Origin of the sequence: Neptuniibacter sp. (assembly GCF_024231755.1) — a bacterium.
Classification (GTDB): Bacteria; Pseudomonadota; Gammaproteobacteria; order Pseudomonadales; family Balneatricaceae; genus Neptuniibacter.
In genome coordinates this window covers 41,380-56,349 of sequence record NZ_JAAEQH010000305.1, presented here as the reverse complement: position 1 = coordinate 56,349, position 14,970 = coordinate 41,380, and the positions used below count along the sequence as shown (strand labels likewise).

Sequence of the window (14,970 nt, the reverse complement as noted above, 5' to 3'; positions counted from 1 at the left end):
TTGATGTAAGTGCGTACCATGGAACGCAGGCTAGCGTTATGCTGGCGACGTTTCTCTGCCTGGCGAGCGCGTTTACGAGATCCTGCGGAATTTGCCACAGTCCGGCTCCTTAAAATTAGTTGATAGTAAAATAGTCGGTGTAGCCACCGAAAAAATCAGAGGCGAGATTATTCATATTTGTGTCCTCGCTGTCAATAAAACAGCAGAAATTTTCTTGTTGAGACGGTAATATTCGCTCTCTAATGAGTTCTATTCATAAATTATTGGATTTAATCGGTGTCTGGCGAACAAGCACAGAGTAAGAAAAGGGCAGGATTACTGCGTTCCAGTGCGGTTGTCGGTGTAATGACCATGCTTTCCCGTGTGCTGGGTCTGGCGCGTGATGTGGTGGTGGCCAGTTATTTTGGTGCCAGTGGCAGTGCTGATGCCTTTTTTGTTGCTTTTAAGATCCCCAATTTCTTGCGCCGCCTGTTTGCAGAAGGGGCTTTCTCTCAGGCATTTGTGCCGGTTTTATCTGAATACAGAACGCAGCGCGATCTGGAGGCCGTTAAGCAACTGGTGAATTATGTTGCCGGTACTCTAGGTAGCATTCTAATTGCGGTTACGGTTCTGGCAGTTATCGGTGCGCCGATGCTGACAGCCCTGTTTGCTCCGGGTTTTTATATGGGGGATGAGGGTAAATTTGAGCTAGCCGCTCAGATGCTGCGTATTACTTTCCCTTATCTACTGCTGATCTCCTTAACTGCCTTTGCGGGGGCTGTGCTGAACAGTTACGAGCGCTTTGCGGTACCCGCGTTTACACCGGTGTTATTGAATATCTCTCTAATTGGGTCGGCGATATTCTTAAGTCCGTTATTTGATCCACCTATTCTGGCGCTGGCCTGGGGGGTGATGATTGCGGGTGTGCTTCAGTTAGTATTTCAGCTGCCGTTTATGGCGCGCATTCATCTTTTACCGAAGCCGGTCTGGGGTTGGCGTGATGAGGGGGTGCAGCGTATTATGAAGCTGATGATCCCGGCTCTGTTTGGGGTTTCGGTTACGCAGATCAATCTGTTGCTGGATACTGTGCTGGCTTCATTCCTGCAGACTGGTAGTGTTTCCTGGCTTTACTACTCTGACCGACTCGCTGAGTTGCCGCTGGGTGTGTTTGGGATTGCTATCGCCACGGTTATTTTGCCAAGTCTCTCGCGTAAACACGCAGAACAATCAAGTGAGCATTTCTCATCAACGTTGAACTGGGCGATGCAGATGGTGATGCTAATAGGTATACCTGCTGCTGTAGCATTATTTATTCTGGCCGAACCAATGTTGATTACATTATTCCATTACGGTGCTTTAACGGATCGTGATGTGGAGATGGCTGCGATGAGTCTGCGCGCTTATTCCTGTGGTTTGTTGGCGTTTATGTTGATCAAAGTGCTGGCGACAGGTTATTTCTCCAGGCAGGATACTAAAACACCAGTGAAAATCGGGATTCAGGCTGCCGCCGCCAATATGGTGTTTAACTTGATTCTAATTGGCCCGTTTGCCCATGTTGGATTGGCTGCAGCAACAGCGATGTCTGCATTTATGAATGCGGGCTTTTTGCTCTACGGCTTGATTCAGTCGGGTGTGTTTACCTGGAGTAGTGGTTGGGGCAAGCAATTGTTCCGAATGCTGGCTGCGAATATGGCTATGGCTGCTGCAGTAATCTGGGTTGCAGTGCCTTCTGAACAGTGGTTGGTCATGGATATCTGGCAACGTATTACCAATATGGGAGTGTTGGTTCTACTGGGTGTGAGTGTTTATGTGGTTGTCTTACTAGTACTTGGTTTAAGGCCCCGTCATTTGAGGCATAGGTCGTAAAAGAGCCTCTCTTTTTTAAGTCACCGTTTTCTTCTTTAATTCGGGCATTAGACAGTACTCGTTGAGTAGTATCTGAGCTATAATGCCGCGTTTATTTTTTGTGATGGCCATAAAACCTGATGGAACTGATTCGCGGTTTACATAACTTGCGTGAAAAACACCGTGGTTGTGTAGCAACTATCGGTAACTTTGATGGTGTTCATTTAGGTCACCGCAAGGTGCTGTCGCAGGTTAAGGAAAAAGCTGAGGCGTTGAATTTGCCTGCAGTTGCTATCACTTTTGAACCGCAGCCTCGGGAGTTTTTTGGCGGAGATAATGCGCCACCGCGACTGACTCGTTTTAGTGAGAAGTTTCGTCTGCTGGAACGCGAAGGCATGGACCGTTTGCTGTGTCTGACGTTCAATGAGCGTTTGCGCTCCATGACCGCAGAGGCCTTTGTGGAAGAACTCTTGTTACGAGGGTTGGCCGTTAAGCACTTTGTGGTAGGTGATGACTTCCGTTTTGGCTGTGATCGCTCTGGTGACTATGCCATGTTGTGTAAAGCGGGTGAGAAACATGGCTTTTCTGTAGTGAATACAGAGACATTTCTTAGTGCAGAAGAGCGGGTGAGTAGTACTCGTGTTCGAACTGTGCTGGAAACCAATGATTTTACTGAAGCTGCGCGCCTACTCGGTCGGCCTTATACCGTCACTGGACGGGTTATGCATGGCCAGAAATTAGGTCGGCAGTTGGGTGTGCCAACAGCCAACGTCCGCATGCATCGTTTCCCGTGCCCTTTGAAAGGGGTGTATGCGGTGGAGGTGCAAGGTAATGGCTTTACTGGTCAAGGCGTTTGCAATGTTGGGGTTCGTCCGACTGTTTGTGGCCAGCAGCCGGTGCTGGAAGTGCACCTGTTTGATTTTGATAAAGATATTTATGGGCAGTTACTAGCTGTCGAATTTAAGCAGTTTATCCGTGAAGAGAAAAAATTCGACGGTATAGAGATGCTTAAACAACAGATTTTTGCAGATATTGAAGAAGTGCGGGATTTCTTTTCCCGCAGTTAGTCGTTAATTCGGAATTTAAAAACCATGACCGATTACAAAGCAACACTGAACCTTCCGGAAACAGCATTCCCAATGCGAGGCAATCTGGCTCAACGTGAGCCTCAGATGCTGAAAGATTGGCAGAAAATGGATCTGTACCAGAAAATTCGTGAAGTGAGTGCTGGCCGTAATAAGTTTACGCTGCACGATGGCCCTCCATATGCCAATGGTGATATTCACATTGGTCACTCGGTTAATAAGATTCTGAAAGATATTATTATCAAGTCCAAAACCATGAGTGGTTTTGATGCACCCTACGTGCCGGGTTGGGACTGTCATGGTCTGCCAATTGAGCACAAGGTTGAGACTAAACACGGCAAGGCAGGCGTTAAGCTTTCTCACAAAGAGTTCCGCCAGAAGTGCCGTGATTACGCTAAGCGTCAGGTTGAAGGTCAGAAGAAAGACTTTATCCGTCTGGGTGTGTTCGGTGATTGGGATAACCCATATCTGACCATGAACTTCGATACCGAAGCGAACATCATCCGTGCGCTGGGTAAAATCGCTGAAAACGGCCATTTGGTGAAAGGCTTTAAGCCGGTTTACTGGAGTGTGGTAGGTGGTTCTGCACTGGCTGAAGCGGAAGTTGAGTATCAGGATAAAACGTCTACTGCGATTGATTTGCGTTTTACACCGGTAGATCAGGAAGGTTTCCTGTCTAAATTCGAAGGTGTCAGCGGCGAAGGTGAAGCTTCGGTAATTATCTGGACAACAACACCATGGACTTTGCCATCTAACCAGGCGGTGTCTCTGGGTGGCGATCTGGATTACGTGCTGGTGCAGCTGGATCTCGGCCTGGGTGCTGAGCGTATCCTGCTGGCTGAAGGTCTGGTTGAAGATGCGATGAAACGCTACGGTGTGGAAGAGTACAGCATCGTTGGTCGTTGCCAGGGGCAGGCACTAGAAAGCTTTGAGCTGCAACATCCGTTCTACGAGCGAACTGTACCAGTGATTCTGGGCGATCACGTTACGCTAGACGCAGGTACTGGTGCGGTACATACAGCGCCGGATCACGGCGTGGAAGACTTTGAAGTAGGTCGTAAATACGGTATCGGCACAATGAACCTGGTTAATGCTTCTGGTGTGCTAGGCGAAGGTGCGGGTGTGTTTGCTGGTGAACACGTTTATAAAGTAGATGACAAAGTTGTTGCTCTTCTGGGTGAAAACAACAAGCTGGTACTGGAGCATAAATTCCAGCACAGCTACCCGCACTGCTGGCGTACAAAAACCCCGTTGATCTACCGTGCTACTCCTCAGTGGTTTGTTAGCATGGAAGAGAAAGGCCTGAAAAAAGATGCTCTGGAAGCGATCAAAGGTGTGGAATGGTTCCCAGGTTGGGGCCAGAACCGTATCGAAGCGATGGTTGAACAGAGTCCTGACTGGTGTGTTTCCCGTCAGCGTACCTGGGGTGTGCCGATTGCCCTGTTTATCCATAAAGAAACTCAGCAGCTACACCCGAATACACCTGAGCTGATCGAGAAGGTCGCTCTGGAAGTTGAAAAAGTAGGTATGGATGCTTGGTTTGATCTGGATGCTAGCGAATTGTTGGGTGCTGAAGCGGACCAGTATGAGAAAGTGACCGATACCCTGGACGTTTGGTTTGATTCCGGTGTGACTCACTACTCTGTAATTGATCAGCGCGATAATCTGGAATTTCCGGCAGATATGTATCTGGAAGGTTCTGACCAGCATCGTGGTTGGTTCCAGTCTTCCCTGAAAACAGGTATCGCAATCAAAGGCTGTGCGCCTTACAAGCAGGTACTGACACACGGCTTCACCGTGGATGGTCAGGGCCGCAAGATGTCTAAGTCTGTGGGTAACGTAGTTGCGCCGCAGGAAGTGATGAATAAATACGGTGCAGATATTCTGCGTCTGTGGGTTGCGTCTACCGATTACAGCGGTGAGATGACCTGTTCTGACGATATCCTGAAACGTGCGGCTGATGCTTATCGTCGTATCCGTAATACAGCGCGTTTCTTCCTGGCAAACCTGAGCGGCTTCGATCCAGCTCAGCATATGGTTAAGCCAGAAGATATGGTTGCGCTGGATGCGTGGGCCGTAGACCGTGCTGCTCGTCTGCAAGATGAGTTGGTGGGCCACTACAACCAGTACGAGTTCCTGCAGGTATTCCAGAAAGTATCCCACTTCTGTTCTCAGGATATGGGTGGCTTCTACCTGGATATCATCAAGGATCGTCAGTACACAGCGGCAACAGATTCCCATGCGCGTCGTTCTGCGCAGACAGCTCTGTACCATATCGTAGAAGCTCTGGTTCGTTGGATTGCACCAATCTGTAGTTTCACAGCTGACGAGATCTGGAAAACACTGGCGGGCGAGCGTTCCGTATCTGTTCATCTGGATACTTGGTATGAAGGCTTAACTAAGCTGCCGGAAAACAGTGAGCTGGATTCAGCGTACTGGGAACAGGTTATGGCGGTGAAAACTGCTGTAAACAAACAGCTGGAAGAGCAGCGTAATGCCGGTAACGTAGGCGGTAGCCTGGAAGCGGAAGTTACTCTTTTCTGTGACGATGCGATGTTGAACCTGCTGTCTAAGCTAGGTGATGAGCTGCGCTTCGTTCTGATTACCTCAAAGGCTGCTGTTGCTCCTCTTTCTGATGCAGAAGGAGCAGAAGCTACAGAGCTTGATGGTTTGCAGGTTAAAGTCGAGAAAAGTGCAGCTCACAAATGTCCGCGTTGCTGGCATTTCCGAGAAGATGTTGGTCAGGATTCGGATGATCCAGAGCTATGCGGCCGCTGTGTAGAAAACGTTAAAGGTGAAGGCGAAAGCCGTAGCTTTGCATAATGGATACGACACCGGCTATGGCACAGGATGTTGAATCGCTAAAGCATGAGGTAAAGGCAGAGAAAAACTGCCTTATCTGGCTTTGGTTGGCTGTTATTGTGGTCGCTGCAGATCTGTTTACTAAACATCTGGCAATCACTTATCTACAGTATGCCGATCCAAATCCGGTATTGCCGGTATTTGACCTGACCTTGTTGTTTAACAAAGGTGCGGCATTTAGCTTCTTGTCTGAAGCAGGTGGTTGGCAGCGTTGGTTCTTTACTGCGATAGCGGTTGTTGTAAGCATTATGCTGGTGCTATGGCTGCAGAAAACTCAGCGCCGATACTGGTGGTTAGGTCTTGGCCTTTCCATGATTCTGGGTGGGGCCGTCGGCAACCTTTATGATCGTGTGGTTCAGGGCTATGTGATCGATTTTATCTCGTTGCATTATGACAACTATTACTTTCCAGCTTTCAATCTGGCCGATACTGCAATCACATTAGGAGCGATTCTGCTGATTGTGGATATGCTGTTCCTGGAAGCTAAACGTAACAAGAAAGAAGAGACTGAAAATGAGTAAGCTGATTGGTCCGGGTAAAACCGTTACTTTGCACTTTGCTATCAAGTTGGAAGATGGGCAGATTATCGATTCTAACTTTGAAGCAGAGCCAGCAACATTCACGGTAGGTGACGGCAATCTGCTGGAAGGCTTTGAGAAAGCGCTTTTTGGTCTTGAAGAGGGAATGAAACAGACTCTAAGCATCCTGCCAGAAAATGGTTTTGGCATGCCAAACCCAAGCAATATCCAGAATGTGCCACGTAGTCAGTTTGATGGGATGGAGCTGGAACAAGGCTTGGTTATCTCTTTCTCTGATCCGGGTAATGGTGAACTGCCGGGAGTGATTGCAGAGTTTGACGATAAAATGGTGTCGGTGGACTTTAATCATCCTTTGGCAGGGAAAAAGATCGATTTTGAAGTAGAAATCCTCAAAGTCGCCGATGCTTAATCAGAGCACGTAACCGTTCATCGTCAGACAAACCCGAATATTTTTTATTCGGGTTTTTTGTGTTTTGGGAATTTTAAGCTACTCTTCACTTAGACCCCCAATCTATCTATGGCGTATGTTCCCTTAAACGACTAATCTTAGTAATAAGAGAAGAATTTATTTACTGGAAGTAGGTAATGTCTGTAAGGGAAAAAGGCTTCACATTGATCGAGCTGTTAGTAGTTATAGCGTTGATCTCAATTTTAGTATCCCTGGCTGGCCCAAGTTATCAAGTATTTATAGTTGATTCCCGGATATCGGGTTCTGTTAACGCAGCGCAGGGGCTGCTGTCGTATGCTCGTTCAGAAGCTGTAAAAGCACAGGACACAGTCACTGTCTGTGGCTCTGAGGACTCGGCTACCTGTTCCGGAACAGCGTCTTGGTCTAATGGCTGGCTTGTGTTTGTAGATCGCGATGCAGATCGAACAATTGATGGTGATGATCAGTTGCTGAAGGTTGCTGATGCTCAACAGGGTGGAAATACTCTGCGCCTGACAGGCATTAACTTAGCAACAGGAGTGATTCAGTTTAATTCCAGAGGAGAGCTTCAGGGAGCTGCGGCCACAGCAGGAACAGCGATATTGTGTCCTGCAGACAACAATACTCTAGATGCGCGTGGAGTTGTGGTTTATTTGTCGGGTTTTACCCGTCTGGCAGTTGATGAAGATAATGATGGTGTTGTTAATGATCATGCCGGGAATGATGTGACATGCCCATAAAGAATTATTCAGTTAAGAGCCAGCAAAAAGGCGTTAGCTTAATAGAAGTGCTGGTTTCTCTGATCATTGTATCTTTCGTGATGCTGGCGATAGCGTTGTACTCGATGACAGGGCTTAGTGAAAACCAGAGTGCGTATTTTCGCAGTCAGGCAAACTTGCTGGCATATGATATAGCTGATCGTATAAGAGGTAACTCTGATTACGCCCTGGAAGATGATGATAACTACAGCATTATTACTTCCGTTTCTGGGGATATACCTGATGCCCCTAACTGCATTTCCACGTCTGGGGGCTGTACAGAAGCAGAGTTGGCTGCTCAGGATCTACGTGAATGGGCTGAAAACTTTGTAGATGTTGCAGGGCAGGGCAGTGATGGGGGGACCTATCAAGCACTATTGCCAGATGCTGTTGGAAGTGTTGTGGTTAACGGTAATGCAGTGACGGTTACTGTTGCATGGCAGGAGTTGGACTGGGACCTTACGGGGGGAGCAAACCGTGGTGAGGGGACCGCACAACTACAAATTGAATTTATGATTTTTTAATTACTGATGAAGAATTTATTGTCTAAACAAGCGGGTGTATCACTCGTTGAGATCATGGTGGCACTTACAATTAGCATGTTCATCATGTTGGGCATTTTTCAGGTATTTGTTGGCACGAATCGAAGTAACAATCTCGGTAATGGATTAGCTAGAGTTCAGGAAACAGGACGCTTTGCTATTGATTTTATGGTCAGAGATCTTCGATTGGTTGGTTATCAGGGCTGTATTGATAACGAAGCAATTGATGTCACGATTTTATCAGATGATGCTGATGATCTGACAACTAATTTGGATACAACTGAGCTTCAGGCATTCCGCATAGCTGCGGATAACAGTATTGATGGTACAGCGCCAGCGGAGCTTGATGATGATGACTTGGACTTGGATGAAATGCAGGTGTTATCGGATGTTATCTATGTTCAACACGCGTCTGCACAGTCCTTTGCATTATCAGGTGCAGCAACAACCAGTGGATCTACTGCAACAGTTCCTCTGACTGAATCACCTACAGGGGTTGGCGCAGGTGATGTAATGATTATTACTAATTGTGAGGCTGCTGATATGTTTACGGTCGAAACGGCAGCAGGAACAAATATAACGTTAACCACGACAGGTGGTGAAAATTCAGCATTACCTTCAGCCCTCTACGATGCGGGTGATCTGGATGAAAATAGAGCACCAGCAGAGGTTATGTCGTTTGATGCGGTCGCTTATTACGTTAAAGATACAGGTAGAAATAACTCTACAGATGATGACGTATTCGGCTTGTATCAAATGAACTTATTAACAGGTGTTGAGCAGGAAATACTGGAAGGGGTTGAACGGATAGTTGTTGATTATGGTCAAAAACTAAGTACGGATAATATCCGCTATGTTCCGATCACGGATGCGAATTTGGATCTCAGCGAAGTTGATCGTCTGCGAGTTTCTGTCTTGGTAGCCTCAAATGAAAGGGTATTACAACAAGATGATGCCAATACCTATCAGATGCTAAGCACGACGGTCGTTCCCGCAGGAGGAACGGCTCCTACATATGCTAATGACAGAAGGCTACGTAGAGTTTTTTCGACTAGTTTTGTTATGAGAAATAGAGCGAGGTAATCTAGTGAATCGTTCTCGTAATAGTCAAAAAGGTATTGTTTTAGTTGCTTCGCTACTCTCGTTATTAGTGGTAAGCCTTGTTGTAACTGCGATGGTATCCACTTCAGGTTCTGAGACTCAGATGGCCTTTAATAGCCAGAGTCAGAACCAGACATTTCAGGCAGCAGAGAGTGGGGTGGACTTTATGCTGACTAACACGGATCTAATTTATGATGCACGGGATGCCTCAACAGGGTTATCCAGTGTACAGACAATTGACAACACAACACCGCGTTTAAATGGCGAAGCATTTTCGCGATATATGGGTGAAGGTATTCCTTTAGGCTACTCCCTAGGCGAAGCAAAGACTTTGAAGTTTGAAGTAGAAGCGCGGGGTTATGTCGATGATAACTCGACTTACGATGATGCGGATGATGAAGCACGAACAGAGCTTATCCAGGGCTTGTACCGCATTATATTTACAGACGGTTAAAAGGTGATTTCCATGAACTTTTCGCTGAAATCCTTAGTTTACGGTGTGCTGTTGACCTGGTACACAATGAGCCCTGTCTGGGCAGATGATACCGAGATCTATTTTGCAGGTACGGCCAATCTCATTGTTCGCCCAAATATTCTATTTGTACTGGATACCTCCGGGTCTATGGATGACAGGCCAAGTGGCGTCTACAGTGGACCTGACAAAATGGACTCCCTGCAAAGTTCCATGACCACCATTCTGAGTACGGTACAGGATGTGAATGTTGGCTTGATGCGTTTTTCTATACCAGGTGGCCCTATTCTGTATCCGGTCAAGTATATTGATGAAGAAGTCTCTACTTTTGAAGCAATGACTGGTACCAGTCAGTCGACTATTTCCAGTGATGACGATGACGCTGAGGAGAGAAGCGACGGGACAGTAGTCTTAAACAGTGACAGCCTTATTATGATGGAAAGTGAAGGCTTTGCTGTATCAAATACAGTTCAAGCTACTGTCACAGCCGGTTCAAATGATGCCTACGAGATCAGTAGTAACTCCTATAACGGTTTTGTTAGAAATACCCGATCATCCATTTGGCTAAACTATCGTTCAGGTTACTACCATACTGCTGGCGTACGTTTCAGTAGTGTGGATGTGCCTAAAGATGCAGACATAACCAGTGCGACTATTGATTTTACAGTCAATAACCAACGCTCAGGTTCACCTCAGATCGATATTTATGGCCAGAAATCTACTAATGCTTCAGCTTTTAGTAATTATTACTACAACCTATCTAATCGTACGAAAACTACCGCTAAGGTAGACTGGAATATCCCCTCTAGTTATAACCCGGGTGCCGGCTCAATTCTAACAGCGCCATATACTGCAGCTGATACACCTCCCGATACCGACCTTTCTGCAATTGTTTCAGAAATCACATCGCAAAGTGGCTGGGTTTCCGGTAATCCGATGGTATTCCTATTTGAAAGGCAGAGCGGTAACAGCAGTAACTACCGTCAAGTGTATTCCTATGACGGTAGTAATGATGATGCCCCAGTTCTGAATATCACCTATGGTTCAACCCAGGCCGGGGCAACTAATGCATTGGTTGCGTTACGTTTCAATAATGTTTGGGTGCCACAAGGTGCTGATATCACATCAGCAACAGTGTCAGTAACAGCGGCCGCAGATTCTGATGCAGGTGGTGACTGGCTTTTCCGTGCTGAGGCTGCTGATGATAGTGAAGCGTTTACTGATACGGATAGTAGTTTAAGTGTACGCACGCAGACTACTGCTGTTGCCACTGACTCGCTACCCGCATGGACTGAGGGGGATTCTTATACCTCTCCAGATCTGTCTGAGGTGATCGAAGAGGTTACAGATCGGTCTGGTTGGTGTGGCGGAAGCAGTATAACGGTCTTCGTATCGGGAGTAACTGCAGAGAAGCTTATTCGCTCTCATGATGACAGCAGTGCTACTGCCCCCGTACTTGATATCGCATATGACACCGGCTCTGTTTCGGACAGTTCGTGTTTTATGCATGAAGCCGAGGTGCTCGTTACAGATAGTGATGATGATGTCGAGCAGAATGGAACAAGTGTTGACTATGATGGTACCCAACTACAGTTGGGCGGTAATGATTATACCGGCCTGCGCTTTAATGATGTGCCTTTGATCGGAAATGCGGAAATTCAGGAAGCCTATCTGGAATTCTCAGTAGCTGACAATGATGTTTCTTTACCTGCTTCCCTGACAATTGAACTGCAGAGTAGCAACGATGCACCCGCCTATACATATAGCACTCGCCCAAGTACACGTAGTACAGTGTCGGGTTCTGTAAGTTGGTCAATCAGTAGTGGTTGGACTACCTCTGGCACAGTGTATCGATCACCAGATATTTCTGACCTACTGGAGAGTGTAGTTGGCCTTTCTGGCTGGGACGCTGGCAATAGTGTGGCGGTTATTATTACAGGCTCAGGGCAAGTGGAGGGGTCATCGTATGATGGCAGTAATATTGCTCCAAAATTGGTTATCAAAGCGTCTCAAGACCAGTTTGATATTGCTTCTACCACAGTAAGGGATGAACTACTAGCGGAAATTGAAGAGCTGAGCCCCTCAGGTAATACTCCAGTGGTCGACACTTATTATGAAGGAGCGCTGTACTATAAAGGCTTAGATGTAGATTACGGTAAAACAAGGGGTTATAGCTATTCAAACCCTTCAAACCGTTATACAAGGGTTTCCCATCCTGACTCTTATGTTGGGGGCACGGTTGTTCGTGACGCTAGCTGTACAGATGCTGATCTGAGTGCGTCAGCATGTGCAGACGAATATATAGATGATTCATCATCAACCCCTACTTACACCTCGCCAATAACCGAAGCTTGCCAGAAAAGTTATATTGTCTTGCTTACTGATGGTTATGCCAATGAGAATGAATCGATCACTAAAATAGAATCGATGATAGAAACTCATCTCAAGAGTGTGGATGAGTTAGGGGATGAAGAATCATATTCCTGTGAAAATATTGATAATGATGAAGAGTGCGGTCATGAATTAGCAAACTTCATGGCCAATTATGACCAGAGTGGCTTAACCGGAACGCAGAAAGTTAAAACCCACACAATTGGCTTTGATATCAATGACTCTTGGTTACAGGGAATAGCAACCGAGGGGGATGGTACCTACTACGAAGTAGATAATGCAGCGGATCTTACTGAAGCATTTGACCAGATCATTAAAGCAATAAAAGCTGCCAACACGACCTTTACACAACCTGGTTTTACGGTGAATAACTTTAACCGTTTGAGTCACCGGGAAGATATCTACTTCTCACTATTCAAGCCACAAGAGTATGATAAGTGGTATGGGAACCTTAAGAAGTATCGCTTGGACGGCGCAACTAAGGCGATTGTAGACCTCAATGGTGACCCTGCTGTATCCAGCGAAACGGGTTTCTTCCAGGCTGATACGCAAAGCTTCTGGTCAGATGAACCAGACGGCATAGAGGTAGAGAGTGGCGGAGCAGCTGAGAATGCACCTACCCCCTCAACTCGTAACCTCTTCACCTACACCGGTGCATATCCGTCTCCACTAAATAGTGGGGGGTTGAATGTATTAAGTCATTCTAACAACAGCCTAAATGAGCTTAACGATTATGTAACCAAGGCGATGTTAGGTATCGAATCCGAATCTAACACATATCGCAGAGATCTGATTCGTTGGGCAAGAGGCGAGGACTCAAACCGTAATAATCGTCAGGAAATGGGAGACCCGCTACATTCCATTCCTATCATTGTTACCTACGATACTGACCCAGAAGAAGAGACGTATGACAGCACCGTCTTTGTCGGTACAAATGAAGGTTATATCCATGCGATTGATGCCGATGATGGATCAGAGGTATTTTCCTTCGTTCCCCAAGAGCTGTTATCAAACTTAAATGAGTTTTATGTAAACGCTGAAACGGGAACTGATAGACCCTACGGTATGGATGGCGGACTTTCTGTAATCGCTCATGATGATAACGGTGATGATGATTTCCTAGATACCTACGATTATGTCTGGTTGTATGCAGGTATGAGACGAGGAGGACGAAATTATTATTCACTGGATGTTTCAGATCGTAGCAACCCTGAGCTTAAGTGGGTAATCAAAGGTGGATCAGGAGGAACGACAGGCTTCACTGAGCTGGGTTACACATGGTCAAAACCTACTGAAATTTCAGTGAACTTTGATGGCACTACTAAAACCTTACTATTGTTTGGTGGGGGCTATGACCCTAGCCAAGATAGCAGAACAACTCGTGGTGCCGATGTTATGGGGCGTGCTATCTACATGGTGGATGCAGATACAGGGGAGTTGTTCTGGTCTGCGGGTAGTGATGATACTTATGACCTGACCCTTGCTGATATGGACTACAGCGTTCCGTCGGATATTACTGTCCTTGATATGAATCGTGATGGTAATGCCGACCAGTTCTATGTTGGAGATATGGGAGGCCAGGTTTGGCGTTTTGACATCAACAATGGTACAGATGATTTGTCTGCATTGGTCAATGGTGCTGTTATTGCTGACCTGTCTACTTCAGGAAGTACTGCAAACAATCGACGTTTCTATCATGCTCCTGACCTAGCATTGGTTGTAGATGGCAATACTGAGATCCTCACTATTGGTATTGGTTCAGGGTGGCGTGCGCATCCTCTAGATGAAGTGGTAGAGGACCGCTTTTACTTGATCAAACAGTTTTCCGGTATCTACGGCCCACCATCAAGTTATACTGAACTTTCAGAAAGTAATTTGTATGACGCCACGAATAACCTGATTCATGAAGGTACAGAGGAAGAGCAAGAAGAAGCTGAGCTGGGTCTTACCAGTGGAGCAAGCCGTACTCATGAGGGTTGGTATATTCGTTTAACCAATCCAGGTGAGAAAGTGTTGGCTAAGAGCTTAACTATCGCTGGCAAAATCGTTTTCACCACTTATGAACCTGAACCACCTGATGAAGTGAGCTGTCAGGCGGTACAGGGTACTGCTCGAGCATATTATGTCGATATTCTTTTGGCTACCCCACAAATTGATGGGGATAATGATGGTGATCTTGATAAGAGTGATCGGGCTATAGCCTTGGATCAAGGGGCTATTCCAGCATCACCTAAGATTATTGACCCAGAAACAGGTGCTCCAGTGGTTCTGATTGGTCCAGAAATACTGGATGAAGTCGATACCGGCAAACAACTCTATAAAACCTATTGGCGAGAAAATGAGGAATAGGGATTTATTGTGAAAAAACAAAAAGGTTTTTCGTTGCTCGAACTCATGATCGCTGTATTGATTGTGGGACTCATTTCTGCGGTAGCGTACCCCAGCTACCAGCAGTATATTACTGATTCTCGCCGGGTTGATGCTCAGCAAGCATTGCTGAGCTTTGCCAACGCAATGGAGCGCTTTAAAGTAGAAAATATGGTTTACACCGGGGCTGCTAGCGGTGGTGCAAATTCAGGGCCTCCCGCCGCAACATTATTCCCTTCACAAGCTCCAGTTGATGGAGGGACTGCGTTCTATAATCTGACCATTGAGTCTTCGGCAACGCGAAGCTACATCCTCAGAGCTGACCCAATTGGCACTCAAAATGGTGATGGGTTAATGGAAATCCTCTCAACAGGTATCAAACGTTGGGACAAAAATGACGATGGTGATGCCACCGATGCAGGAGAAAATAATTGGGAAGACTAGATTTGTACAAAAAGGCTCTTTGCTCATTGCATTGAGCCTTTAACTCGTTTCATGTCAGACTTGAACGAGTAGAAGATTGGATAGTGGTAATAATGATAAAAAACTAATAACCTATAGCTAATACACCCTCTGAAATGGACTTTTTCAGTGCCAAAAGG

Annotated in this window: 12 protein-coding genes; 11 read left to right on the top strand and 1 reads right to left on the bottom strand. The window is 46.3% G+C overall.

Annotation, left to right across the window (positions count from 1 at the left end; genetic code table 11):
- A partial coding sequence (rpsT, locus tag GY843_RS18080) for a 30S ribosomal protein S20 (protein ID WP_297311710.1) occupies positions 1 to 98 on the bottom strand: 98 nt, incomplete at its 3' end.
- A gap of 178 nt (positions 99 to 276) precedes the next feature.
- Between rpsT and murJ the strand changes: the two genes are divergently transcribed.
- From murJ to GY843_RS18025, 11 genes are all read left to right on the top strand, one after another.
- Positions 277 to 1,845, top strand: coding sequence for a murein biosynthesis integral membrane protein MurJ (gene murJ / locus GY843_RS18075; RefSeq protein WP_297311707.1), 1,569 nt, complete (start codon positions 277 to 279; stop codon positions 1,843 to 1,845).
- 119 nt (positions 1,846 to 1,964) lie between these two features.
- Positions 1,965 to 2,891, top strand: a complete 927-nt coding sequence (gene ribF, locus GY843_RS18070) for a bifunctional riboflavin kinase/FAD synthetase (protein ID WP_297311706.1) — start codon at positions 1,965 to 1,967, stop codon at positions 2,889 to 2,891.
- Positions 2,892 to 2,915: 24 nt separating this feature from the next.
- Positions 2,916 to 5,732 (top strand): isoleucine--tRNA ligase, encoded by a 2,817-nt coding sequence (ileS, locus tag GY843_RS18065; protein ID WP_297311705.1) that lies wholly within the window; start codon positions 2,916 to 2,918, stop codon positions 5,730 to 5,732.
- Between the two features lie 17 nt (positions 5,733 to 5,749).
- Positions 5,750 to 6,292, top strand: coding sequence for a signal peptidase II (gene lspA, locus GY843_RS18060; protein ID WP_297311709.1), 543 nt, complete (start codon positions 5,750 to 5,752; stop codon positions 6,290 to 6,292).
- Positions 6,285 to 6,719: a peptidylprolyl isomerase gene (locus GY843_RS18055; protein ID WP_297311704.1), complete on the top strand. Its 435-nt coding sequence runs from the start codon at positions 6,285 to 6,287 to the stop codon at positions 6,717 to 6,719. Before lspA ends, GY843_RS18055 begins: the two co-directional genes overlap by 8 nt.
- Positions 6,720 to 6,895: 176 nt before the next feature.
- Positions 6,896 to 7,477 (top strand): GspH/FimT family pseudopilin, encoded by a 582-nt coding sequence (locus GY843_RS18050; RefSeq protein WP_297311703.1) that lies wholly within the window; start codon positions 6,896 to 6,898, stop codon positions 7,475 to 7,477.
- Positions 7,468 to 8,019 (top strand): type IV pilus modification protein PilV, encoded by a 552-nt coding sequence (gene pilV / locus GY843_RS18045; protein ID WP_297311701.1) that lies wholly within the window; start codon positions 7,468 to 7,470, stop codon positions 8,017 to 8,019. The genes GY843_RS18050 and pilV overlap by 10 nt, the downstream gene beginning before the upstream one ends.
- A gap of 18 nt (positions 8,020 to 8,037) precedes the next feature.
- A complete protein-coding gene (locus GY843_RS18040; protein WP_297311699.1) occupies positions 8,038 to 9,120 on the top strand; it encodes a PilW family protein in 1,083 nt (360 codons plus the stop codon).
- A gap of 4 nt (positions 9,121 to 9,124) precedes the next feature.
- Positions 9,125 to 9,592 carry a PilX N-terminal domain-containing pilus assembly protein gene (locus tag GY843_RS18035; protein WP_297311698.1) on the top strand — a complete coding sequence of 156 codons (468 nt, stop codon included), beginning with the start codon at positions 9,125 to 9,127 and terminating at the stop codon, positions 9,590 to 9,592.
- A 12-nt stretch (positions 9,593 to 9,604) separates the two neighbouring features.
- Positions 9,605 to 14,350, top strand: a complete 4,746-nt coding sequence (locus GY843_RS18030; protein WP_297311697.1) for a PilC/PilY family type IV pilus protein — start codon at positions 9,605 to 9,607, stop codon at positions 14,348 to 14,350.
- Between the two features lie 9 nt (positions 14,351 to 14,359).
- Entirely contained in the window at positions 14,360 to 14,812 is a 453-nt protein-coding gene (locus tag GY843_RS18025; protein WP_297311696.1) for a type IV pilin protein, read from the top strand.
- The last annotated feature ends 158 nt before the right edge of the window (positions 14,813 to 14,970 follow it).

What these genes read in the sequence shown, in the direction of transcription:
- ribF (WP_297311706.1), top strand. Translation starts at nt 1,965, where the DNA reads ATGGAACTGATTCGCGGTTTACATAACTTGCGTGAAAAACACCGTGGT.
- ileS (WP_297311705.1), top strand. Translation starts at nt 2,916, where the DNA reads ATGACCGATTACAAAGCAACACTGAACCTTCCGGAAACAGCATTCCCA.
- lspA (WP_297311709.1), top strand. Translation starts at nt 5,750, where the DNA reads ATGGCACAGGATGTTGAATCGCTAAAGCATGAGGTAAAGGCAGAGAAA.
- GY843_RS18055 (WP_297311704.1), top strand. Translation starts at nt 6,285, where the DNA reads ATGAGTAAGCTGATTGGTCCGGGTAAAACCGTTACTTTGCACTTTGCT.
- GY843_RS18050 (WP_297311703.1), top strand. Translation starts at nt 6,896, where the DNA reads ATGTCTGTAAGGGAAAAAGGCTTCACATTGATCGAGCTGTTAGTAGTT.
- pilV (WP_297311701.1), top strand. Translation starts at nt 7,468, where the DNA reads ATGCCCATAAAGAATTATTCAGTTAAGAGCCAGCAAAAAGGCGTTAGC.
- GY843_RS18030 (WP_297311697.1), top strand. Translation starts at nt 9,605, where the DNA reads ATGAACTTTTCGCTGAAATCCTTAGTTTACGGTGTGCTGTTGACCTGG.